The sequence below is a fragment of the Kitasatospora sp. NPDC005856 genome, from assembly GCF_040629945.1.
In the GTDB taxonomy this organism is placed as follows: Bacteria; Actinomycetota; Actinomycetes; order Streptomycetales; family Streptomycetaceae; genus Kitasatospora.
In genome coordinates, this window is the sequence record NZ_JBEXWT010000031.1 from 73,042 (window position 1) to 94,589 (window position 21,548).

General features: G+C 72.7%; 22 protein-coding genes. 11 read left to right on the plus strand and 11 right to left on the minus strand.

The genetic code is table 11. The features are described 5' to 3' along the window. Positions 1 to 9: 9 nt before the first annotated feature. A complete protein-coding gene (locus ABZ449_RS20300) occupies positions 10 to 855 on the minus strand; it encodes a diacylglycerol kinase (protein WP_360347477.1) in 846 nt (281 codons plus the stop codon). Positions 856 to 981: 126 nt separating this feature from the next. Between ABZ449_RS20300 and ABZ449_RS20305 the strand changes: the two genes are divergently transcribed. After that, entirely contained in the window at positions 982 to 2,265 is a 1,284-nt protein-coding gene (locus tag ABZ449_RS20305; protein WP_360347479.1) for an adenylosuccinate synthase, read from the plus strand. Positions 2,266 to 2,401: 136 nt separating this feature from the next. Continuing rightward, positions 2,402 to 3,004 (plus strand): GNAT family protein, encoded by a 603-nt coding sequence (locus tag ABZ449_RS20310; RefSeq protein WP_360347481.1) that lies wholly within the window; start codon positions 2,402 to 2,404, stop codon positions 3,002 to 3,004. Positions 3,005 to 3,050: 46 nt separating this feature from the next. Here ABZ449_RS20310 and ABZ449_RS20315 read toward each other — a convergent pair whose 3' ends face one another. Beyond that, a complete protein-coding gene (locus ABZ449_RS20315) occupies positions 3,051 to 3,182 on the minus strand; it encodes a hypothetical protein (protein WP_360347483.1) in 132 nt (43 codons plus the stop codon). Positions 3,183 to 3,541: 359 nt separating this feature from the next. Here ABZ449_RS20315 and ABZ449_RS20320 point away from each other — a divergent pair, with 359 nt between their 5' ends. The 3 genes from ABZ449_RS20320 to metG all read left to right on the plus strand — a co-directional run bounded on the left by ABZ449_RS20320 (position 3,542) and on the right by metG (position 6,542). Next, positions 3,542 to 4,390, plus strand: coding sequence for a helix-turn-helix transcriptional regulator (locus tag ABZ449_RS20320; protein WP_360347485.1), 849 nt, complete (start codon positions 3,542 to 3,544; stop codon positions 4,388 to 4,390). After that, positions 4,387 to 4,587, plus strand: a complete 201-nt coding sequence (locus ABZ449_RS20325) for a DUF397 domain-containing protein (protein WP_360347487.1) — start codon at positions 4,387 to 4,389, stop codon at positions 4,585 to 4,587. Before ABZ449_RS20320 ends, ABZ449_RS20325 begins: the two co-directional genes overlap by 4 nt. 221 nt (positions 4,588 to 4,808) lie before the next feature. Beyond that, positions 4,809 to 6,542 (plus strand): methionine--tRNA ligase, encoded by a 1,734-nt coding sequence (gene metG / locus ABZ449_RS20330; protein WP_360347489.1) that lies wholly within the window; start codon positions 4,809 to 4,811, stop codon positions 6,540 to 6,542. A 71-nt stretch (positions 6,543 to 6,613) separates the two neighbouring features. On the opposite strand, the gene cutA is transcribed toward metG, so the two are convergent. From cutA to ABZ449_RS20360, 6 genes are all read right to left on the minus strand, one after another. After that, on the minus strand, positions 6,614 to 6,964 hold the full coding sequence (gene cutA, locus ABZ449_RS20335) for a divalent-cation tolerance protein CutA (protein WP_360347491.1): 351 nt from the start codon (positions 6,962 to 6,964) through the stop codon (positions 6,614 to 6,616). Between the two features lie 72 nt (positions 6,965 to 7,036). Then, positions 7,037 to 7,939 (minus strand): class I SAM-dependent methyltransferase, encoded by a 903-nt coding sequence (locus ABZ449_RS20340; protein WP_360347493.1) that lies wholly within the window; start codon positions 7,937 to 7,939, stop codon positions 7,037 to 7,039. A 42-nt stretch (positions 7,940 to 7,981) separates the two neighbouring features. Further along, positions 7,982 to 9,094: an NAD(P)/FAD-dependent oxidoreductase gene (locus tag ABZ449_RS20345; protein WP_360347495.1), complete on the minus strand. Its 1,113-nt coding sequence runs from the start codon at positions 9,092 to 9,094 to the stop codon at positions 7,982 to 7,984. An 80-nt stretch (positions 9,095 to 9,174) separates the two neighbouring features. After that, positions 9,175 to 10,146 (minus strand): hypothetical protein, encoded by a 972-nt coding sequence (locus tag ABZ449_RS20350; RefSeq protein ID WP_360347497.1) that lies wholly within the window; start codon positions 10,144 to 10,146, stop codon positions 9,175 to 9,177. 326 nt (positions 10,147 to 10,472) lie between these two features. Then, the gene (locus tag ABZ449_RS20355) at positions 10,473 to 11,042 is read right to left on the minus strand and encodes a GNAT family N-acetyltransferase (protein WP_360347498.1); all 570 of its coding nucleotides are present in this window, start codon (positions 11,040 to 11,042) and stop codon (positions 10,473 to 10,475) included. Between the two features lie 23 nt (positions 11,043 to 11,065). Continuing rightward, positions 11,066 to 11,983 (minus strand): NAD(P)-binding domain-containing protein, encoded by a 918-nt coding sequence (locus tag ABZ449_RS20360; RefSeq protein WP_360347500.1) that lies wholly within the window; start codon positions 11,981 to 11,983, stop codon positions 11,066 to 11,068. A 106-nt stretch (positions 11,984 to 12,089) separates the two neighbouring features. Here ABZ449_RS20360 and ABZ449_RS20365 point away from each other — a divergent pair, with 106 nt between their 5' ends. Then, the gene (locus tag ABZ449_RS20365; RefSeq protein ID WP_360347502.1) at positions 12,090 to 12,437 is read left to right on the plus strand and encodes a helix-turn-helix domain-containing protein; all 348 of its coding nucleotides are present in this window, start codon (positions 12,090 to 12,092) and stop codon (positions 12,435 to 12,437) included. A 55-nt stretch (positions 12,438 to 12,492) separates the two neighbouring features. On the opposite strand, the gene ABZ449_RS20370 is transcribed toward ABZ449_RS20365, so the two are convergent. Next, entirely contained in the window at positions 12,493 to 12,915 is a 423-nt protein-coding gene (locus ABZ449_RS20370; protein WP_360347504.1) for a DUF350 domain-containing protein, read from the minus strand. 266 nt (positions 12,916 to 13,181) lie between these two features. Here ABZ449_RS20370 and ABZ449_RS20375 point away from each other — a divergent pair, with 266 nt between their 5' ends. From ABZ449_RS20375 to ABZ449_RS20385, 3 genes are read left to right on the plus strand one after another with little or no spacing between them, the layout of a single operon-like run. Continuing rightward, positions 13,182 to 13,730, plus strand: a complete 549-nt coding sequence (locus ABZ449_RS20375; protein WP_360347506.1) for a GNAT family N-acetyltransferase — start codon at positions 13,182 to 13,184, stop codon at positions 13,728 to 13,730. A gap of 10 nt (positions 13,731 to 13,740) precedes the next feature. Next, positions 13,741 to 14,238 carry a Fic family protein gene (locus ABZ449_RS20380; RefSeq protein WP_360347508.1) on the plus strand — a complete coding sequence of 166 codons (498 nt, stop codon included), beginning with the start codon at positions 13,741 to 13,743 and terminating at the stop codon, positions 14,236 to 14,238. Positions 14,239 to 14,285: 47 nt separating this feature from the next. Next, the gene (locus ABZ449_RS20385; RefSeq protein ID WP_360347510.1) at positions 14,286 to 16,121 is read left to right on the plus strand and encodes an NHL domain-containing thioredoxin family protein; all 1,836 of its coding nucleotides are present in this window, start codon (positions 14,286 to 14,288) and stop codon (positions 16,119 to 16,121) included. 111 nt (positions 16,122 to 16,232) lie between these two features. On the opposite strand, the gene ABZ449_RS20390 is transcribed toward ABZ449_RS20385, so the two are convergent. Continuing rightward, a complete protein-coding gene (locus tag ABZ449_RS20390; protein WP_360347512.1) occupies positions 16,233 to 17,540 on the minus strand; it encodes a M18 family aminopeptidase in 1,308 nt (435 codons plus the stop codon). A gap of 311 nt (positions 17,541 to 17,851) precedes the next feature. Next, positions 17,852 to 19,681: an acyl-CoA dehydrogenase gene (locus tag ABZ449_RS20395; protein ID WP_360347514.1), complete on the minus strand. Its 1,830-nt coding sequence runs from the start codon at positions 19,679 to 19,681 to the stop codon at positions 17,852 to 17,854. Positions 19,682 to 19,963: 282 nt separating this feature from the next. Here ABZ449_RS20395 and ABZ449_RS20400 point away from each other — a divergent pair, with 282 nt between their 5' ends. Further along, positions 19,964 to 20,398 carry an SseB family protein gene (locus ABZ449_RS20400; RefSeq protein ID WP_107086420.1) on the plus strand — a complete coding sequence of 145 codons (435 nt, stop codon included), beginning with the start codon at positions 19,964 to 19,966 and terminating at the stop codon, positions 20,396 to 20,398. Positions 20,399 to 20,520: 122 nt separating this feature from the next. Next, positions 20,521 to 21,480 (plus strand): pirin family protein, encoded by a 960-nt coding sequence (locus ABZ449_RS20405; RefSeq protein WP_360347516.1) that lies wholly within the window; start codon positions 20,521 to 20,523, stop codon positions 21,478 to 21,480. The last annotated feature ends 68 nt before the right edge of the window (positions 21,481 to 21,548 follow it).

Consider the following 21,548-nt stretch of genomic DNA (forward strand, 5'->3'; position numbering starts at 1 on the left):
GCTCCTCGGTCAGGCGGCCGGCAGCAGCAGGCCCCAGGCCCCCGGGTGGACCGTCCAGGTCCGCGCCCGGACCGGACCGACCGGGCGGCCGTCCGCCTCGTAGTCGAAGCCGCGCCCGACCACCGACACGCTCGCCGCCCGGGCGCGCACCAGGGCGCCGGAGGCGGCGACCACGACCTCCATCTCCCCCGTCCCGTCGGAGGCGCCGGACGGGAGCGTGACCTGGACCAGCCGGACCGGGCGGTGGACGTCCGCGAGCAGCCGGCCGTCGGCCTCGACCCGGACCCGGGAGCCGTGGTCGGCGCTGTCCGGAGTGAGTGCGTTCGCCTGCTCGGCCGCAGCCAGTTTCGCCCATAGCGAACGCCAGCCACCCGAACGGCCCGCGGCGCGGCGCGCACCCCCGCCGGTGATCCGCACCCCGCCCAGCGCCACCCCGCCACCGTCGTCCACCAGCAGGTCCAGCCGGCGCGGCGCGCCCGACAGCACCGCCCGCGCGGCCCGGACCGGCTCCCCCGGCACGCCGAGCGCGCGGGCCGCCGCCAGTTCCTCCGAGCGGCCGACCGGAACCATCCCCACCGGTTCGGCGCCCAGCTCACGCTGGCGGTGGAGGGCCTGGAGCACTCGCTGCAACGCGAGATCGGAACCGATCACCACCGGTCGCCTCCGGCCCCGGTGCGAAAGAACCCGGTCGAGCTCGGAAGGGCTCTCCGGAAAGGCCACCTTCGCGTCCGCACCCCCGCAGAGCACGTCCTTCGCGATCCGCACCGACTCGCCGTCGGTCTGCCGGGCCACCGGGTCGAGGAGCAGCAGGAGCGGCTCCGGGCCGCCGGTAGCAGGCGTGGACAGGGACGACACGACCGGTCCTTCCTCAGGTAATCTCTCGGTGCAAGAGCCCCTTGCGCCATTGCGCCAGGGGCTTCGTCTATCTCGGGGCAGACTGCGGCCTACGCAGGATGCCCCAACCGGAAGGGGTGTACGCCTGTGCCGGCACTCGTGCTCGTTGGCGCTCAGTGGGGAGACGAGGGCAAGGGGAAGGCCACCGACCTCCTCGGTGGCTCCGTCGACTACGTCGTCCGCTACCAGGGCGGCAACAACGCCGGTCACACGGTGGTCATCGGCGACCAGAAGTACGCCCTGCACCTGCTCCCTTCCGGAATCCTCAGCCCGAACGTGACGCCGGTGATCGGCAACGGCGTCGTGATCGACCCGGCCGTGCTGCTCTCCGAGCTGGCCGGCCTGAACGAGCGCGGCATCGACACCTCGAAGCTGCTGATCTCGGGCAACGCCCACCTGATCACGCCGTACCACCGCACCCTGGACAAGGTCACCGAGCGCTTCCTCGGCAAGCGCCGCATCGGCACCACCGGCCGCGGCATCGGCCCGACCTACGCGGACAAGATCAACCGCGTCGGCATCCGGGTCCAGGACCTGTTCGACGAGTCGATCCTGCGCCAGAAGATCGAGGCGGCGCTGCACGACAAGAACCAGATCCTGGTCAAGCTGTACAACCGCCGCACCATCCCGGCCGACCTGGTGGTCGAGGAGTACCTGGGCTACGCGGAGAAGATCAAGCCCTTCCTCGCCGACACCACCCTCGTGCTGGACGAGGCGCTGAAGGCCGACAAGGTCGTCCTGCTGGAGGGCGGCCAGGGCACCCTGCTCGACGTCGACCACGGCACGTACCCCTTCGTGACCTCGTCGAACCCGACCGCGGGCGGCGCCTGCACCGGCGCCGGCATCGGCCCGACCAAGATCGACCGGGTCATCGGCATCCTCAAGGCGTACACCACCCGCGTCGGCTCCGGCCCGTTCCCGACCGAGCTGCTCGACGCGGACGGCGAGGCGCTGCGCCGGATCGGCGGCGAGCGCGGTGTCACCACCGGCCGCGACCGCCGCTGCGGCTGGTTCGACGCCGTCATCGCGCGCTACGCGACCCGGGTCAACGGCCTCACCGACTTCTTCCTCACCAAGCTGGACGTGCTGACCGGCTGGGAGCAGATCCCGGTCTGCGTCGCGTACGAGATCGACGGCAAGCGGGTCGAGGAGCTCCCCTACAACCAGTCGGACTTCCACCACGCCAAGCCGATCTACGAGACGCTGCCGGGCTGGACCGAGGACATCAGCAAGGCGAAGACCTTCGCCGAGCTGCCGAAGAACGCCCAGGCGTACGTGAAGGCGCTGGAGGAGATGTCGGGCGCGCCGATCTCGGCCATCGGCGTCGGCCCGGGCCGCGACGAGACGATCCAGATCAACTCGTTCATCTGAGCCTGATCGCCGGACCGGTCGCTTCGAGGGCCCCGCGGGATCCGTCCCGCGGGGCCTTCGTTCTGCCCGGACTCACGATTTTGCACTAGTGCAGACAGCTATTGCATCTAGTGCAGGGCCCGGCTACGTTCGGATCATGACCGCGAAGCTGCCCTCACCCGTCGTCCTCACCGGCCGCCACATCCGCCTGGAGCCGCTGGAGCGCCGCCACCTCACCGACCTGTGGACCGCCGTCGGCCCCGACCCCGAGGTCTGGCGCTGGACGATGGCGTCGGTGCCCGGCTCGGAGGAGGAGTTCGGCGCGATCCTCGACACCCGGATCGCGGAGACGGCCTCGGGCGAGTCGGTGTACTTCGCCGCCGTCGACCTCGCGGACGGCCGGGCCGTCGGCGTCACCGGCTACCACGACTACAGCGCGCGGGACGAGTCCGTGGAGATCGGCGGCACCTGGTACGCCCGCTCGGCCTGGCGCACGGCGGTCAACACCGAGGCGAAGCTGCTGCTCCTGCGCCACGCCTTCGAGGACCTCGGCATGGGCCGCGTCTTCTGGAAGACCGACGCCCGCAACGAGCGCTCCCGCGCCGCGGTGCTGCGCCTCGGCGCCCAGTACGAGGGGACCCTGCGCCGCCACCGGCTGCGCCCCGACGGCAGCTGGCGGGACAGCTGCTACTTCTCGATGCTCGCCGACGAGTGGCCGGCGGCCGAGTCCCGCCTGGCGGAGCGGCTCGCACGGGGCTGAGCCGCGGCCCGGCCCGGCCGAGCCGCGGCCCGGCCGGGCCCGGCGGCTACTTCCGGTCGCCCGAGGCGGAGTGACCGGCCGCCAACTCGCGCTTCGCCGCCCGCAGTTCGGAGGGCTGGATGTTCACCAGCCAGACCAGCCAGCCGACGAACAGGACGGCGAGCAGGAGCGCCGACAATCCGGCGACGAGAAGCGCATTCACCGGGATGCGGACATGCGCCGGGGAGAACGGGGCCGGTGGGGGAGGCCTGGTGGCGTGGGGAGGGGCATGGCTGTCTCCGGTCAGTGATGTCGGGCGCCGCGACCATGCATCTGATGTGTCATTACGGCCGATGGACGACTGTTTGACGACTGTTTAGGCGGCAACAAGTCAGCGAGTGACAGGACGACCATAGGGTCAGGGTGCCAGAGTTGCTACCGAGCGCGAGGACGTTCACTCCATCGTGGGGTATCCCCCGTTTCGGTAGCTAGGGCCCGGCACGCGCGGCACACTTCACCGGAAGCATCGACGCCAGCCGCGACCCGGAGAAGAGAGTCATGCCACCCCGCTTGTCGCCGACCGTGCGCCAACAGCGCCTCGGGATCGAGTTGCGCAGGATGCGCGAGCTCGTGGGCGTCACGCCCAAGAGCCTGGCCGCCACCATCGGCACCGACCTGCCGAAGATCTCCCAGATGGAGAACGGGAAGTCGGGCATCAGCGCCGAGCGGCTGCGGATCTGGGCGCACACCTGCGGCTGCGAGGACGGCCCCTACCTGGACGCGCTGCTGGCGATGACCCAGGACCGGCGCAAGTACTGGTGGGACGGCTACCGCGGCCGGCTGCCGAACGCGATCATCGACATCGCGGAGATGGAGCACCACGCGTCCTCCCTCTCCATCCTGAACAGCACCTTCATCCCCGGCCTGCTGCAGACCCCGGAGTACGCCGCCGCGGTGTTCGAGCGCCTGCCCCCGCAGTACCGGCAGGAGGCCGAGGTCCGGAAGGCGTTCCGGATCCGGCGCCAGCAGATCTTCGTCGACCACCCGAAGCCGTACAGCGCGTTCCTGCACGAGTCCGCGCTGCGCATGCAGTTCGGCGGTCCGGAAGTGCTGCGCGACCAGCTGCGGAGCGTGCTGGAGAATTCCGAACGGTCCGGTGTGGAGATCCGGGTGATCCCGTTCAGCGTGCCCACCTACACCGGTTCCGGAGAGAGCCTGTACCTCGCCCGCGGGCCCGTCCCGGAACTCGACACCGTCCAGATCGACCTCTCCCACGGGCCCAAATTCGTGCACACCCAGGCCGAACTGGCCTCCTACCGGCGGATCAAGGAGGAGACCGCGGCCATCGCGCTCGGGCTGGACGAGTCCCGGGACTTCATCCGGGCCTTGCTGAAAGACTTCGCATGAGTGGCTGGCGCAAGGCCTCGGCGAGCGGCGAGAGCACCGACTGCGTCGAGGTCAGAGCGGCGGGCGAGCTGGTGGAGATCCGCGAGTCCGACCGGCCCGAGGTCGTCGTGCAGACCACCCCGCGCAAGTGGGCCGCCTTCGTCCGCGGGGTGAAGTCCGGGGAGTTCGACCGGTACGGCGACTTCACCCGGCCGTGACGTCCGGCCCGGTCGCGTGAGGTCCGCACCGTCCGAACGCGGGGACCGCCCCCGCCCCGGACACGAGGTCCGCCCCGCCCCGAAAGCGAGGTCCGCCCCCGGCCCGCCGCGCACGTCAGGACCCTCCCCTTGCCCTAGGCTTGCAGCCCACAGTGGACCCCTGCGCCTGACGCGGCACTCCCGGTGGGGTGCGCGTGCGGGAGAAATCGGAGCATCCGGGGATGGCTCGGCACCTGATCACCAGCGCCCTTCCGTACATCAACGGGATCAAGCACCTGGGCAACATGGTCGGGTCCATGCTCCCGGCGGACGTCTACTCCCGCTACCTGCGCCGACGAGGGCACGAGGTGCTCTTCATCTGCGCCACCGACGAGCACGGCACGCCCGCCGAACTGGCCGCTCAGGAAGCCGGGTTGCCGGTCGCGGAGTTCTGCGCCCGGGCGCACGACGCGCAGCGGGCGGTGTACGACGGCTTCGGGCTCTCCTTCGACCACTTCGGCCGCAGCTCCTCACCGCAGAACCGGGAGATCACCCAGGAGATCGCCCGCGAGCTCCAGCGCAACGGCTTCATCGAGGAGCGCGCGATCCGCCAGGTGTACTCCAACGCCGACGGCCGCTTCCTGCCGGACCGCTACATCATCGGCACCTGCCCGCACTGCGGCTACGACAAGGCCCGCGGCGACCAGTGCGAGAACTGCACCCGGGTGCTCGACCCGACCGACCTGCTGGAGCCCCGCTCGGCGATCAGCGGCAGCTCCGACCTTGAGGTCCGGGAGACCCGCCACCTCTTCCTGCTCCAGTCCAAGCTCACCGAGGAGGTCGAGGACTGGGTCGCCGGCCACTCCGACGACTGGCCGGTGCTGGCCTCCTCGATCGCCCGCAAGTGGCTGACCGAGGGCCTCCAGGACCGCTCGATCACCCGCGACCTGGAGTGGGGCGTCCCGGTGCCGGCCGACGTGTGGCCCGAACTGGCCGCCCAGGGCAAGGTGTTCTACGTCTGGTTCGACGCCCCGATCGAGTACATCGGCGCCACCAAGGAATGGGCCGACGCGGCCCCGGCCGGGCAGCTGCGGGACTGGAAGTCCTGGTGGTACGAGGCCGACGAGACCGTCCGCTACACCGAGTTCATGGCCAAGGACAACGTCCCGTTCCACACCGTGATGTTCCCGGCCACGCTGCTCGGCTCGCGCCGCCCGTGGAAGAAGGTCGACTACGTCAAGGCCTTCAACTGGCTGACGTACTACGGCGGGAAGTTCTCCACCAGCCAGAAGCGCGGCGTCTTCACCGACGTCGCGCTGGAGCTGCTGCCCGCCGACTACTGGCGCTACTTCCTGATGGCGCACGCGCCCGAGTCGGACGACTCCAGCTTCACCTGGGACCTGTTCGCCTCGGTCGTCAACAAGGACCTCGCCGACACCCTCGGCAACTTCGTCAACCGGGTGCTCTCCTTCAGCCGCAGGCGCTTCGGCGACGACGTCCCGGGCGGGCACGCGCCGGGCGAGGCCGAGCAGCGCCTCGGCGAGCAGGTCGCCGCGCTGCTCGCCGAGTACGAGGCCCAGCTGGACGCGCTCGGCTTCCGCAAGGCGGCACAGGCCCTGCGCGCGCTGTGGAGCGCCGGCAACGCCTACCTGGACGAGAAGGCGCCCTGGCAGCAGGTGAAGACCGACCCGGAGGCGGCGGCACTGACCCTGCGCACCGCGATGAACCTGATCCACCTGTACGCGGTGGTCTCCGAGCCGTTCATCCCGGCCGCGGCGGCGGCGATGCGCGGGGCCTTCACCCTGCCCGAGGACTCCCCGGCCGCCACCCGGGACTGGATCTCCCCGCACGAGGCGCGGGCCCTGGAGCTGGTGCCGGCCGGGACGGCGTTCACGGTGCCGCCGGTGCTGTTCGCCAAGATCACGGACGAGGACCTGGCGGCCTGGACGGCGCGCTTCGGCGGCTCGGCGGGCTGAGCGGCGTGAACCGCCGGACGGCGGCGGGGCCGGGGCGGACCCCGGGCCCGCCGCCGTCCTGCACCCCCGGGCTACTCCGCCCCGTCAGCCCCGGCCGCCGTCTCCTCGGCCACCCAGGCGAGGTAGTCCGCGCTGCCGCCCGACACCGGTACGGCGATCAGCTCGGGCGTCTCGTAGGAGTGCCGCCCGGACACGAACGCGCCCAGCCGGTCCACGAGTTCGGCCCTGGTCTTGAGGTCGATCCGCCACTCCCCGGCGTCCTGCACCTCGCCGTCCCACCAGTACACCGACCGCACGGGGTACACCTGGGCGCAGGCGGCCAGCCGCTCCCGCACCACGGCGGACGCCAGGGCCCGGGCCTGCTCCTCGCTCTCGTGGGTCGTGGTCACCACGACGACGTCGCCCCGCTCGTTCGCTGTCATGCTCCGACGGTATCCCGGTGCCGGGCGGCGGCCGGGGCGGTGGGCCCGCGGCCGCCGGGGCCCGCCGCCGGGTCAGTCCCGGCGGGCGGTGTGGACGGTCATCGCGGAGAGGTAGAAGGCGTCCGGGCGGTGCAGGACGCCGGTGGGGGCGTCCTCGGCGAGCAGGGCTTCCAGGGTGGCCCGGTCCTCGGCGTCGAGCTGTTCGGCGAGCTGGTCGTGCCGCCGGGTCAGCTGGGTGTGCAGGTAGCGGCGGACCGGTCCGGCGAGCGGGGCGGGGTGGTCGACCAGGAAGGTGCGGGTGCCCGTCACGGTCAGTCCGGCCCGCCGCAGCATGGCCGGCCAGTCCTCGACCTCCGCGGTGCTGCCGGGCAGTTCGGCCCGCATGGTGCTGAAGCCGTCCTCGTGGGCGGCGTCCATCCGGGACTGGAAGCCGGGCCGGCCGAGGCCGAAGTCGCGCGGCAGGTAGCGCGCCGGCAGTCCGCTCTCCGCGACGGCGAGCAGACCGCCGGGCCGCAGCAGCCCGGCGAGCGAGGTGAGCGCGGCCTGTTGGTCGCCCAGGTGGTGGATGGCGTTGCCGGACCAGATCAGGTCGGCCTCGCCGAGCTTGTCGAACTCGGCGGGCAGGTCCGCCTGTCGGGTGCCGAGCCGACCGCCGGATCGGGTCCGGGCGCGCTCCAGCAGGGCGGCCGACTGGTCGACGGCCACCACCTCGGCCGCCGGGAAGACCTCGGCCAGCAGTCCGGCGATCACCCCGGGCCCGCTGCCGACGTCGAGGACCCGCCGCACCTCGCCCTCCCCGTGCAGGCCGAGCAGCCACCGCCCGGCCTCGGTGACGGCGCCGGCCCGCAGGTCGGCCTCCAGCTCCAGGTGCGCGGCGAGCGCGTCCCAGTCGAGGTCGGCGGCGGGAACGTGGCCGTGGCTGTGGGTGTGGCCGTGGCTGTGACCGTGGGAGTGGCCGTGCTGGTGCGCTGACATCCGGATTCTCCGATCGTGGCTGGGTTGACGAAAGCTTCCCGCTCAGGCGGGCAGGGCGGCGCCGGACGCGCGGTACCGCCGCACCGCCCGGTCGAGTTCCTCCGCCGCGAGGTCGTGGTCGAGCGCGAAGGCGGCCGCCGCGCCCATCCCGGCGGCGGTGACCACCTGGGCCCGCGGGTCGGCGGCGTTGCCGACCGCCCAGACGCCGGGCAGGCTGGTGCGGCCGGTCCGGTCGGTGGTGACCCAGCCGTTGTCGTCCCGGGCGCAGTCGAGACCGAAGAGCAGCGCGTCCCGCGGCACCGGCTGCGGGAAGACGAACACCGCCGCGCGCGGCACCACCTGCCCCTCGGCGAGTTCGACGCCGCGCAGCCGCCCCTCGTCGGACACCAGACGGACGATCCGCCCCTCGACCACCCGCACGTCCCGGGCGGCGAGCCGCTCCCGCTCGGCGTCGGTCAGCACCAGGGTGTGCGCGAGCAGCACCACGTCCGCCGACCACTGCCGCAGCAGCAGTGCCTGGTCGACCGCCCCCGGGCCAGTGCCGAGCACCCCGAGCGGACGGTCGCGGACCTCCCAGGCGTGGCAGTACGGGCAGTGCAGCACGTCGCGGCCCCACGACTCGGCCAGGCCCGGCAGCTCCGGCAGCCCGTCCCGCAGCCCGGTGGCGACGACCACCCGGCGCGCGTGCAGCACCGGCCCGCCGGCCAGGTGGACCACGAAGCCCGGCCCGGCGGAGCCGCCCGAGTCGACGTGCTCGACGTGCTCGACGTGCTCGACGTGCTCGACGTGATCGACGTGATCGATGGGCTGGATGTGCTCGACGTGCTCGACGTGCTCGACCCGGGCGTCGATCAGGTCCACCCCGTACCGGGCGACCTCCTCCCGTCCGACCGCCAGCAGCGCCGCCGGGGGCATGCCGTCCCGGCTCAGGTAGCCGTGCATGTGGGCGGCGGGCGCGTTGCGCGGCTCGCCGGCGTCCACCACGGCGACCCTGCGGCGGGCCCGGCCCAGCACCAGCGCGGCGTTCAGTCCCGCCGCTCCGGCGCCGACCACCACCACGTCGTAGCGCTCGCGTTCCCTGGTCCCGGTGGGTCCGGCCGTCCCGGCCGTCCCGGTCGTCAGTGCCGTACCCGCTGTCCCTGCCGTCTCGCCCATGGCGCTCACCTCCGTCGCCAGGCTGCGGCCCGCCCCACTACATCGGCAAGCTTTGTTGCCGGCTCAGCAAACCGCCGGGGTCACGCCCCCGTCCGCCGCCAGTACGACCGTGCGGCCACCACCAGCGCGACCCCGTACCCGGCGAACCCACACATCCCCACCCAGGCGATCTCCAGCGCGCTCTGCTCACTGGCGAACTCGCCCAGCCTGATCCGCGTCACCCCGGCGGTGCACAGCGTCAGGTAGCCGATCCCGATCACCCCGTACGGCGCCAGCGTGGCCGCGCCCACCAGGGCCGGGGTGAGCGGCAGCCAGCGCGGCACCCGGCGACCGCGCAGCAGCAGGGTCCAGCGCGGGAAGACCTGCCCCCACGGGCGGACCAGCCCCCAGAGCAGGAACACCCCGAGCAGTGCCAGCAGCGCGGTGCCGTCGAGCCCCCGGCGTTCCAGGGCGAGCCAGAGCCCGGAGGAGCCGTTGCCCACGTAGCTCGCGTACATCTGGTCGCCGCTGATCCCGGCGAAGCTGCCGCCGAGCGCCCAGCTCAGCTTCATCAGCACGTACGGAACGAACGCCAGGGTGCCCGCCCAGGCGGCGAGTTGGACGACCGGCGGGGCCGCCGAAGGAGCCGGCGCCGCCCGTCCGGCCCGTCCGGCCCGTTCGGTCCGGTCGGCCGGACCGCCACGGGCGCCGGGCCGCGGCCCCCGGGCGGCACGGGCCAGCAGCACCGCCCCCAGCGCCGCGAGGGCGCGCTCCACCGCGTCGGGGACGCTGTCCACCCGCTGGCCGAAGAGCAGCGTCACCAGGTCCATCAGCAGGCTCCAGGCCCCGACCGCGGCCACCCCGCACAGCGACCACAGCAGCCACCGCAGCGGCCGCGCCCGCTCGCGTCGCACCACCGCCACGCCGGCAGCCGCCGAGGCGACCCCCACGCCGGCCACCACCCACCCCGGCCAGTCCGCGCCGAACAGCCGCGCCCCGCCCAGTGCGCACCCCAGCCCGAACCCGGCGTACCCGAGGCCCCAGCCCGTCACCGCCCACCCGTTCCTCACCATGCCCACAGGCTCGCCCGCACCGCCCCCGCCGCTCCTCCCCCGGCGCGGTGATCCGGCTCCCCCGGCCGGGGGAGCCGGGCCGCACTCGGGCTGGAGCGCGCGCACAGCCCGGGCCGGGCGCGATCTGCCGCTCTCCACCCGGAACACGGACGAGTTCATCGGCCTGGAGGCAGGCATCGAGGTCATCGCGGTCATCGCGGTGCAGCCCTCCCCGCCTCAGCGCACCTTCCGGTCTCGTCTCGCCCGGCCGTGGCGGCCGGGAGGGGCGGCCGGGAGGGGCGGCCGGGAGGGGCGGCCCGGCTTGCGACGGCCGGACGGGGCGGGGGTCAGCCCCTCGGGGCCGCGAAGCAGTGGACGGTGACGGTCCGTCCGGAGGACCACCGCTGGTCGCCGCCGCCGAGGTGGATCCAGCCGAGGCGGCGGTAGAGGGCCACGGCGGCGGTGTCGGTGGCGAGCACGTCGAGGACGGGGTGCAGGCCGAGCGCCCGCGCGTGCGCCACGGCGCAGGCCAGCAGCCGGGCGCCGATGTGGTGGCCGCGCGCCCCGGGGGCGACGTAGAGCCTGCCGATCACGGCGGTGAGCTCCGGGCGGCCGCCGGTCCGCCGGCTCCACAGGACGGGGGCGAGGTCGCCCGGGGCGCTGCGGGCGAGCCCGACGTGTCCGCTGAGCCGGCCGCCCGACTCGGCGATCCAGGAGGCGAGCAGGCCGTCCGGGGTCAGCCAGGCGGCGGGACGGTCGGGCCAGTCGGCGGGATAGCCGTCGGCGGTGTGGACGTCGCCCAGCACCCGGACGCAGTCGGCGAGGTCGTCGGCGCGGCGAGGTCTGATGACCACCCCCGCTCCGGCCTGCCCTGAGTCGGACGCGACGACGGTGGCGCGTTCTTCGAGGTCTGCCATGCCGGTACGTTACCGGCCGGCCCTCACCGTCGCAGCAGGTCGACGACCCCGGTCAGGTCCTCCCCGCCGCCGCCGATCTCCAGTCGGTGTTCCATCAAGCGGAAGTACGGCTCGAGGAGTTCGGCGCTGACCCGCTGTTCCTCGGCGGTGCGCAGCAGCGTCTCCTTGCCGGCCACCTGCATCGCCAGGTCGGACACCACGTCCCGGGCGTAGTCGCCGCTCTCCAGCTGCTCCGCCGTCCTGGCCACCGAGCCGGACATCGCGGCCAGCCAGCCGCCCAGCAGCGGCGCCAGCTCGCTCGGGGCCACGGCCTCGCCGCGGACCAGCGCGAAGGCGTGCGCGATCCCGGCGAACATCCCGTACATCCCGCTGAGCAGCGCCACGTCGTGCAGCGCCGCGAACCCGGCGTCCGCGCCGACGTACCGGGTGCCGGCCGGGACGGCGAGGACGCCCGCGTGCTCCTGGAACAGCTCGGACGAGCCGCTGTAGAACACGTACGCCCCGGCCGCCGGGACGCCGATCATCGGCGGGACGGCCATGATCCCGCCGTCCAGGTAGCGGGCGCCGCGCTCCTCGGCCCAGGCGGCACGGGCGCGGGCCTGCCCGGGGGTGCTGGTGACCACGTTGACCAGGTCCCTGCCGGTCAGGTCGGCGCCGTCCAGCGCCGCCGGCACGGAGGCGTCGTCGAGCAGGCAGACGACGACCAGCCGGTTCGCGGCGACGGCCTCCGCGGCGGTGGCGGTGACGGTGGCACCGCGGGCGGCGAGTGCCTCGGCGCGGGCGGCGGTGCGGTTCCAGACGGTCAGCGGGTGCCCGGCGGCGAGCCAGGCCTCGGCCAGCGCGGTGCCCATCGCGCCGAGGCCCAGCAGGGTGAGCGGGGTGAGCGGGGTGAGCGGGGTGAGCGGGGTGCTGGACGGGTTCTCAACGGGGTTGGTTTCCATGGCAGTCAGCCTCCGCGCCGGCCCCGGAAACGATCAAGTACGCACTTCGAAGTGGGTGGTTACCCTGGGGTGAGCATCGAGGCGGCGCGAGTCGGAGGGGGCGGGCATGGCGAGTGTTCCGAGGCCGGGGGCGCACATCTGCGGGACCGACGCCGCCATGGACGTGATCGGCGGCAAGTGGAAGGTGTCGATCCTCTGGGCCCTGGGCGAACGCCCGCACTGCCGCTTCGGCGAACTGCGCAGGCTGCTGCCGGGGATCACCGAGAAGGTGCTGGCCGCGCACCTGCGCGAGATGGAGGCGCACGGCATCGTGCACCGGGAGGCGTACGAGGAGGTGCCGCCCCGGGTCGAGTACGCGCTGACCGAGGCGGGGCACCGCCTCAACACGGCGCTGGGGCCGCTGGGGGACTGGGGGCGGGAGCACGTCCTGGGCGGGGCACCCCACCCGGCCTGAACCCCCCGCCCCCGGCCCGAACCCCCCGTCCTCCGGCCCGAACTCCCCCGCGGGTTCAGGCGATCGCGGCCGACACCACCGCCGCCACCGCGATGTTGCAGGCAGCGGACACCCACACCGCCGGGTGCGGCTCCGGGTCGACCAGGATCTCGCCGAGCTTGCCCGGCGTCAGCAGGTCCACCAGCCAGAACGCGACGGCCATCAGCACCAGCCCGAGCAGGCCGTAACAGGCCGTCGACACCAGGCCCTTGCCGAAGTCGGCGTAGGTGTACATGATCGCGGTGAAGACGATGCCGCCGATGCCGAGCAGCGCGGAGCTGAGCAGGACGGCGGCGTTGCGGTTGCGCTCGACCCAGATCTGCCGGCCGAGCTTGCCGGGCGTCAGCAGGTCGACCAGGCCGATGCCGAGGAGCAGCAGCACCACGCCGAGGGCGCCGTAGGCCGCCGCCGCACCGAGCCCGTGCAGAATGTCGTTCATCGTGGTTCCAGCCCCCGGTCCGCTCAACGCCGTCCCCCGACCCGCCTGGTCAAGGGTTGGCAAAAGATACCCCACCCGGGTGAGGGCCGGACCGGGGATCCGGAAACCGGGGACGGGCCGTCCTGCTCGTGCGCCAGGTGGTCGGGGCAGGCCACGACGGCCGACGGCAGGCCGGGCGCCGCCACGGGGCTGCGGCCGGGAACCCCGTCGCGGAGCCCGTCACGAAACCCGTCGCACGGCGGCCCCCGATCGCCTTCAATACCGTCATGCGCCCCGACCCGACCACCGACCCGACCGCCGACCCGACCACCGGCCTCACCACCGCCGAGCTGCGCAGCGAGCGCCTCGACCTGCTGCCGATCGCCCCCGGGCACGCCGAGGAGCTGGCGGCCGCGCTCGCCGACCCGGCCCTGCACGCCTTCACCGGCGGCCGCCCGGCCACCGTCGAGGAGCAGCGCGCCCGCTGCGCCCGGCTCGCCGCCGGCTCCCCCGACCCGGCCGAGGCCTGGGGCAACTGGGTGCTGCGGCTGCGCACCGACGGCGCCCTCGCCGGCTACGTGCAGACCACTGTCCGCCCCGACGCGGCCGAACTCGCCTGGGTGGTCGGCACCCCCTGGCAGGGCCGCGGCCTGGCCACCGAGGCCGCCCGCGCCCTGCTCACCCACCTCACCGCCGCCGGCGTCACCACCGCCGTCGCCCACATCCACCCCGACCACCACGCCTCCGCCGCCGTCGCCCGCGCCCTCGGCCTGCGCCCCACCGCCCGCACCCAGGACGGCGAGACCCGCTGGGAGTCCGACCTCACCCGGCCGTAGCTCCGCCGCCGTGCCCGCCCGCACCCGCCGCCGCCGTGCCCGCCCGCATCCGCCGCCGCCGGAACTGGCACGCATGCACAACCAGTTCGAACAGATCCACCCGTTCCTCGACGGCAACGGCCGAACCGGCCGACTCGTCATGAACCTTGTCCTCGTCCGCCTCGGATATCCGCCGATCATCATCTTCAAGCGCCAGCGGGACGCGTACCTGACCGCGCTGCACAGGGCAGACACAGGGGACTTCGGCGCCCTCGGCGAGCTGATCGCCAGGGCGATGGAGGACAATCTCAACCGTTTCATCGTCCCCAACGTGGCTGGCCCCGCGAGGATGGTCCCGCTCGCCGCGCTCGTTGATGACGAACTGTCCCTTGCGGCGCTCCGGCAAGCAGCCCAACGTGGTCGCCTGAACGCCGTACAGGGCTCCGACGGTGTCTGGCGCTCGTCCCGTAAGTCCGTCGCGGCCTACAAAGCCACCAAACATCAGCGCAGGCCCCGTTCCACGGCTTGACCCCCGGCCCCGGAATGCGGACGGGTGGCGTGAGGTTTGATTGGGGCATGGCTTCTCGTGCACGTGTCCGCGCCCCCGAGCTGGTCGGCGCCGGTGGATGGCTCAACACAGGCGGCAAGGAACTCACGCTTGCCGACCTGCGAGGTAAGTGCGTCGTACTGGACTTCTGGACCTTCTGCTGCATCAACTGTCTGCACGTCCTGGACGAGCTGCGGGAGCTGGAGGAGAAGCACCGCGACACCGTGGTGATCGTCGGGGTGCACTCGCCGAAGTTCGTGCACGAGGCCGACCACCAGGCCGTCGTCGACGCCGTCGCCCGCTACGAGGTGCACCACCCGGTGCTGGACGACCCGGCGCTGGTCACCTGGAAGCAGTACGCCGTGCGGGCCTGGCCGACGCTGGTGGTGATCGACCCGGAGGGTTACGTGGTCGCCCAGCACGCCGGCGAGGGCCACGCCCACGCGCTCGCCCGGCTGGTCGAGGAGCTGGAGGCCGAGCACGCCGCGAAGGGCACGCTGCGCCGCGGCGACGGCCCGTACGTGCCGCCGGAGCCGACCGCCGGGGACCTCAAGTTCCCCGGCAAGGCGGTCCGGCTGCCGAACGGCCACTTCCTGGTCGCCGACTCCGGTCACCACTCGCTGGTCGAGCTGGCCGAGGACGGCGAGACGGTGGTGCGCCGGATCGGCGACGGGCAGCGCGGCCTGGTGGACGGCGACGGCGCGGACGGCGACGGCCCGCGGTTCAGCGAGCCGCAGGGCCTCGCCCTGCTCCCGGAGGGCCACCCCTACGACTTCGACGTGGTCGTGGCCGACACCGTCAACCACGCCCTGCGCGGCGTGCGCCTCGCCGACGGCCGGGTGACCACGCTGGCCGGTACCGGCCGCCAGTGGTGGCAGGGCTCGGCCACCGAGGGCCCGGCCCGCGAGGTGGACCTCTCCTCGCCGTGGGACGTCGCCTGGTTCGACGGCCGGGTGTGGATCGCGATGGCCGGCGTGCACCAGCTCTGGTCGTACGACCCGGTCGGCGGCACCGTCGCGGTCGCGGCCGGCACCACCAACGAGGGCCTGGTGGACGGGCCCGCCGCCGAGGCCTGGTTCGCCCAGCCGTCCGGCCTCGCGGTGTCGGCGGACGGCGAGCGGCTCTGGGTCGCCGACTCCGAGACCTCCGCGCTGCGCTGGGTTTCACGTGAAACAAAGACGGTCCACACCGCCGTCGGCACCGGTCTGTTCGACTTCGGTCACCGCGACGGCGCGGCCGGTCAGGCGCTGTTCCAGCACCCGCTGGGCGTCACCGTGCTGCCGGACGGCTCGGTGGCCGTCGCCGACACCTACAACCACGCGCTGCGCCGCTACGACCCGGCGAGCGGCGAGGTCAGCACGCTGGCCACCGACCTGCGCGAGCCCTCCGGGGCGGTGCTGGTGGAGGGCGACATCGTGGTGGTCGAGTCGGCCCGGCACCGGCTGACCAGGCTGCGGCTGCCGGAGGAGGCGGTGCAGGTCGAGTCGGTGGCGCACCGCACCGCGCGCGCGGCCACCGAGGTCGCCCCGGGCGCCTTCCGGCTGGACGTGGTCTTCGAGGCGCCGAACGGCCAGAAGCTGGACGAGCGCTACGGCCCCTCCACCCGGCTGCTGGTCAGCGCGACCCCGCCCGAGCTGCTGGTCTCCGGCGCGGGCGCGGACACCGACCTCTCCCGGGACCTGGTGCTCTCCGCCGAGGTCACCGAGGGCGTGCTGCACGTGTCGGCGATGGCCGCCTCCTGCGACGACGACCCGGAGATCGAGTACCCGGCCTGCCACGTGCACCAGCAGGACTGGGGCGTGCCGGTGAAGCTGGTCGCCGACGGCGCCCGCCGGCTGCCGCTGGTCCTGGCCGGGATGGAGTAGCGCCGGACGGCGCGGAGCGACCCGCCGCGCCGCGGAACGACGCGGAACGACACGGCGGAACGACACGAAGGGGCCCGACGGACGAACGCCGGGCCCCGGTCGCCGCCGTCCTCAGCCCTCCAGGAAGGCCTTGAGCGCGCTCGCCAGCAGGTACGGGTCCTCCGCCCCGCAGAGCTCGCGCGCCGAGTGCATGGAGAGCGCCGCGATGCCGCAGTCCACCGTCTTGATGCCCAGCCGCGCCGCCGTGATCGGGCCGATCGTCGTCCCGCAGGGCATGGCGTTGTTGGAGACGAAGCTCTGCCACGGCACGCCCGCCTTCTCGCAGGCGGCCGCGAACACCGCCCGGCCGACGCCGTCGGTCGCGTAGCGGTTGTTGACGTTGACCTTGAGGATCGGCCCGCCGTTCGGCATCGGGTGGTGGCCCGGCTCGTGCCGCTCGCTGTAGTTCGGGTGGACGGCGTGGCCCATGTCCGAGGAGAGGCAGACGGTGCCGGCGAGCGCCCGGGCCCGGTCCTCGGTGGTGCCGCCGCGCGCGTGGATCGTCCGGTCCAGCACGTTGCCGAGCAGGGGGCTCTGCGCGCCGGTGTCGGACTCGCTGCCGGTCTCCTCGTGGTCGAAGGCGGCCAGCACCGGGATGTACGGCAGGTCGGCGGCGCCGTCGGCGACGGCGACGGCGGCGAGCGCCGCGGTGGCCGCGTGGACCGAGAGCAGGTTGTCCAGGCGCGGGGCGGCCAGCAGTTCGCGGTCGCGGCCCAGGTAGGAGGCGGGCTGGACGTCGTGGGTCATGAGGTCCCAGCCGGCCACGTCGTCGGCGGCCAGCCCGGCCCGCTCGGCGACGTAGGAGATCAGCGAGCCCTCGTCGACCGGGCCGAGGCCCCAGATCGGGGTCAGGTGGCGCTGCTTGTCGAGCTTCATGCCCTCGTTGACCTGGCGGTCCAGGTGGATGGCGAGCTGCGGGACGCGCAGCAGCGGCTCGTCCAGCTGGACCAGCCGGACGGTGCCGTCCTTGAGCGCGAGCCGGCCGGAGAGGCCGAGGTCGCGGTCCAGCCAGGTGTTCAGCGGGACGCCGCCGTAGATCTCCACCGCGACCTGCCGCCAGCCCTCCGAGCCGGTGTCCGGGACCGGCTTGACCCGCAGGTTGGGCGAGTCGGTGTGGGTGCCGACGATCCGGAACGGCGTCGCGGGGCCCGCCCCCTGCGGCAGGTACCAGGCGATCAGCGCGCCGCCGCGGATCAGGTAGCGCCCGCCGGCCGCGGCGTCCCACGCGTCCGTCTCGGCGACCTGCCGGAAACCCGCCTTCTCCAGCCGCTCCGCGGCGCTCGTCACCGCGTGGTACGGAGACGGCGAGGTGCCGAGGAACGCGATCAGATCGTCGGTGTGCGTCCGGTCGAAGAATGCCTGGCGGGCGGCGGTCGACATGCTGCTCCTGGGTCGAGTGAGGGCCGAAGCCGGATGGGGAGTCGGCTTCGCACCTGAGCATATGCCCGTACGCGGACACGGCATTCGGAACGCCGCAAGCGCGGACCGCCCCCGCACGGTCGGAGAATTCCGGCCACCGGACGGCCACCGGACGGCGGCCGAAAGGCAGCGGACAGCGGCCGAACGGCGGCGGACAACGGCCGGACGGCAGCGGCGGCAGCGGGCGGCGGCCACCCGACACACCGAAGGGCCCGGTGGCAGCCGGGCCCTTCGGTGTGAGGGTGTGTCAGGCGGTTCGAGGGGTGCGAGGCCTAGAAGGCCTCCTCCGCCAGGTCCATGATCTCGTTGTCGATGCCCTCGGCGATCAGCCGCTGCGGGGCGACGGTCGGCAGGACGTTCTTGGCGAAGAAGCGGGCCGCCGCGACCTTGCCCTGGTAGAAGGGGACGTCCTTCTCCGAGGCGCCGGCCTCCAGCTTCGCCAGGGCCACCGCGGCCTGGCGCAGCAGCAGCCAGCCGACGACGACGTCACCGGAGACCATCAGCAGGCGGGTGGTGTTGAGGCCCACCTTGTACATGTTCTTGACGTCCTGCTCGACCGAGGTCAGGTCGGCGATCAGCTTGCCGACGATGGCCTCCAGGTCGCCGGCGGCCTTGGCGAGCAGGTCGCGCTCGGCGGCCAGGGCGTCGCCGCCCTCGGCGGAGCCGATGAACTTCTGGATCTGCTCGTTCAGCGCGGTGAGCGCCTGGCCGCCGTCCTTGACGATCTTGCGGAAGAAGAAGTCCTGGCCCTGGATCGCCGTGGTGCCCTCGTACAGGGTGTCGATCTTGGCGTCACGGATGTACTGCTCGATCGGGTACTCCTGGAGGTACCCGGAGCCGCCGAAGGTCTGGAGCGACTGGGCGAGCTGCTCGTAGGACTTCTCCGAGCCGTAGCCCTTGACGATCGGCAGCAGCAGGTCGTTGAGGCGCTCGGCGGCCTCGTCGTGCTCGCCGCGCAGCTTGGCGGCCATCATGTCGTCCTGGGTGGACGCGGTGAACAGGACCAGCGCGCGCATGCCCTCGGCGTAGGCCTTCTGGGTCAGGAGCGAGCGGCGCACGTCCGGGTGGTGGGTGATGGTGACGCGCGGGGCGGTCTTGTCCAGGAACTGCGAGATGTCGGCGCCCTGCACGCGCTCCTTGGCGTACTCCAGCGCGTTCAGGTAGCCGGTGGAGAGGGTGGCGATGGCCTTCGTGCCGACCATCATGCGGGCGAACTCGATGATCTTGAACATCTGGCGGATGCCGTCGACCTTCTCGCCGAGCAGCCAGCCCTTGGCCGGGTGCTTGGCACCGAAGGTCATCTCGCAGGTGTTCGAGGCCTTGAGGCCCATCTTGTGCTCGACGTTGGTGGCGTAGACGCCGTTGCGCTCGCCCAGCTCGCCGGTCTCCCAGTCGAAGTCGAACTTGGGGACGATGAACAGGCCCAGGCCCTTGGTGCCCGGCTTGCCGCCCTCGGGGCGGGCCAGCACCATGTGGACGATGTTCTCGGACATGTCGTGCTCGCCCGAGGTGATGAAGCGCTTCACACCCTCGATGTGCCAGGAGCCGTCCTCCTGCTGGATCGCCTTGGTGCGGCCGGCGCCCACGTCGGAGCCCGCGTCGGGCTCGGTGAGGACCATGGTGGAGCCCCACAGGCGGTCGGTCATCCGCTTGGCGACCTCCAGCTGCGCCTCGGTGCCCTCCTCGGCGATGACGCCGGCGAAGGCCGGGCCGGAGGAGTACATCCAGATGGCCGGGTTGGAGCCCAGGATCTGCTCGGCGAAGGCCCAGATCAGCGAGTTCGGGGTGACCTGGCCGCCGATCGACTCCGGGATGCCCAGGCGCCACCACTCGGCGTCCATGAAGGTCTGGTAGCTCTTCTTGAAGGTGGCCGGGATCGGCGCGGTGTTGGTCTCCGGGTCGAAGACCGGCGGGTTGCGGTCGGTGTCCGTGAAGGACGCGGCGAGGTCGTTCTCGGCGAGGCGCGAGATCTCGCTGAGGATGTTCTTCGCGGTCTCGACGTCCATGTCCGCGAACGGTCCGGTGCCGTACACCTGCTCGCGGCCGAACACCTCGAAGAGGTTGAACTCCACGTCCCGCAGGTTGGACTTGTAGTGACCCATGGCCGTTATCTCCGGTTCGTCGCTTCCGGGAGACCGCCGCGTTCCGGCGCCCCGTACCCACCAGTAGGCATCATGATGCTACCCAGCGGTAACTTGGGCAAGCCCCCGCCGGTGAATCCGCTATGAACGTGGTCACGTCCCACAGTCGGGACCGCCACTCCTTGTCAGGATCGGCGCCAGCGGAGGAGGGTGCGCTCCCGCTAGCCTGTCCGTGTGTACGGATATGACCAGAACACATACCCGGGCGACCCCTACCAGCAGCAGGCGGGACCGCAGCAGGGCATGAACGGCATGCCCGGACCCGACGCCTACGGCGGGCAGTCGCAGGCCCCCCAGCAGTCCCTGTACCCCGAACCCTCGCCGCCCTCACTCGCGGACGCCGTGCGGGCCTTCACCACCGGCTCGATGGCGGTCGAGGACTTCCAGGCGATCTTCATCACCTCGAAGGTGCACTGCCCCCGCGGCGACCGCCCCGGCTTCCTGGCACTGCACAACACCCCGACGCCGGTGATCCCGATGTTCAGCTCGCTGAAGGAGCTGCGCCGCTACGCCGGCAAGGACTCCAAGCACTTCACCGTGACCGGCGCCGAGGTCCTGGACCTGCTGCCGACCGGATACGGCTTCGCGCTGGACATGGAGGGCGAGCACCGGATGGTGTTCGACGCCAAGGCCGTCGAGCAGATGGTCGACTTCACGATGCGCCGGATGTACGGCTGACCCATTCCGGAAGAGGAGCCGCGCTCCTCCGTCACCACATAGTTCAAGTTTCAACTTGCTTGTTGTTGAGAGTTGAACTAACCTCGTGGACGTAGGCCAGACACCCCCCGAAGGAGGCCGACATGCCCGCCGTGACCGTCGACAACCCGCTGATCCTCCCGCGCGTCGCCACGCCGGACCCCACCGTCACGAGCGCCCGGCCGGTCCTCACCGTGGTGACCGCCCCGGAGGGCTTCGAAGGCGAGGGCTTCCCCGTCCGCCGCGCCTTCGCCAAGATCAACACCAAGTACCTCGACCCGTTCATCATGATGGACCAGATGGGCGAGGTGGACTACGCGGCCGGCGAGCCCAAGGGCACGCCCTGGCACCCGCACCGCGGCTTCGAGACCGTCACCTACATCATTGACGGAACGTTCATCCACCAGGACTCGCACGGCGGCGGCGGCACCATCACCGACGGCGACACCCAGTGGATGACGGCCGGCTCCGGCCTGCTGCACATCGAGACCCCGCCGGAGTCGCTGGTGATGTCCGGCGGCCTCTTCCACGGCCTCCAGCTGTGGGTGAACCTGCCCGCCGCGGACAAGATGATCGCCCCGAAGTACCAGGACATCCGCGGCGGCAGCGTCAAGCTGCTCAGCACCGAGGACGGCGGCGCGCTGCTCCGGGTGATCGCCGGCGAGATGGACGGCCACCAGGGCCCCGGCGCCACCCACACCCCGATCACCATGATCCACGCGTCGATCAGCCCCGGCGCCCAGATCACCCTGCCCTGGCGCGCCGACTTCAACGCCCTCGCCTACGGCCTCGCGGGCAGCGGCTCGGCGGGCACCGACCGGCGGCCGTTCCACATGGGCCAGGCCGTCCTCTTCGGCGACGGCGACTCCATCACCCTGCGCGCCGACGAGAAGCAGGACTCGCGCAACGCCAACTTCGAGGTGGTCCTCCTCGGCGGCCTCCCGATCCGCGAGCCCGTCGCCCACTACGGCCCGTTCGTGATGAACAGCCACCGCGAGCTCCAGCAGGCCATGGAGGACTTCCAGGCCGGCCGCCTCGGCACCATCCCCGCTTCCGGTCACTGAGGGCTCGGAGCCGCGGGGATCCCGGCAGTCCCCGGGGCTCCCTGGTGGCTGGGGGCGGCTTGAGGGCT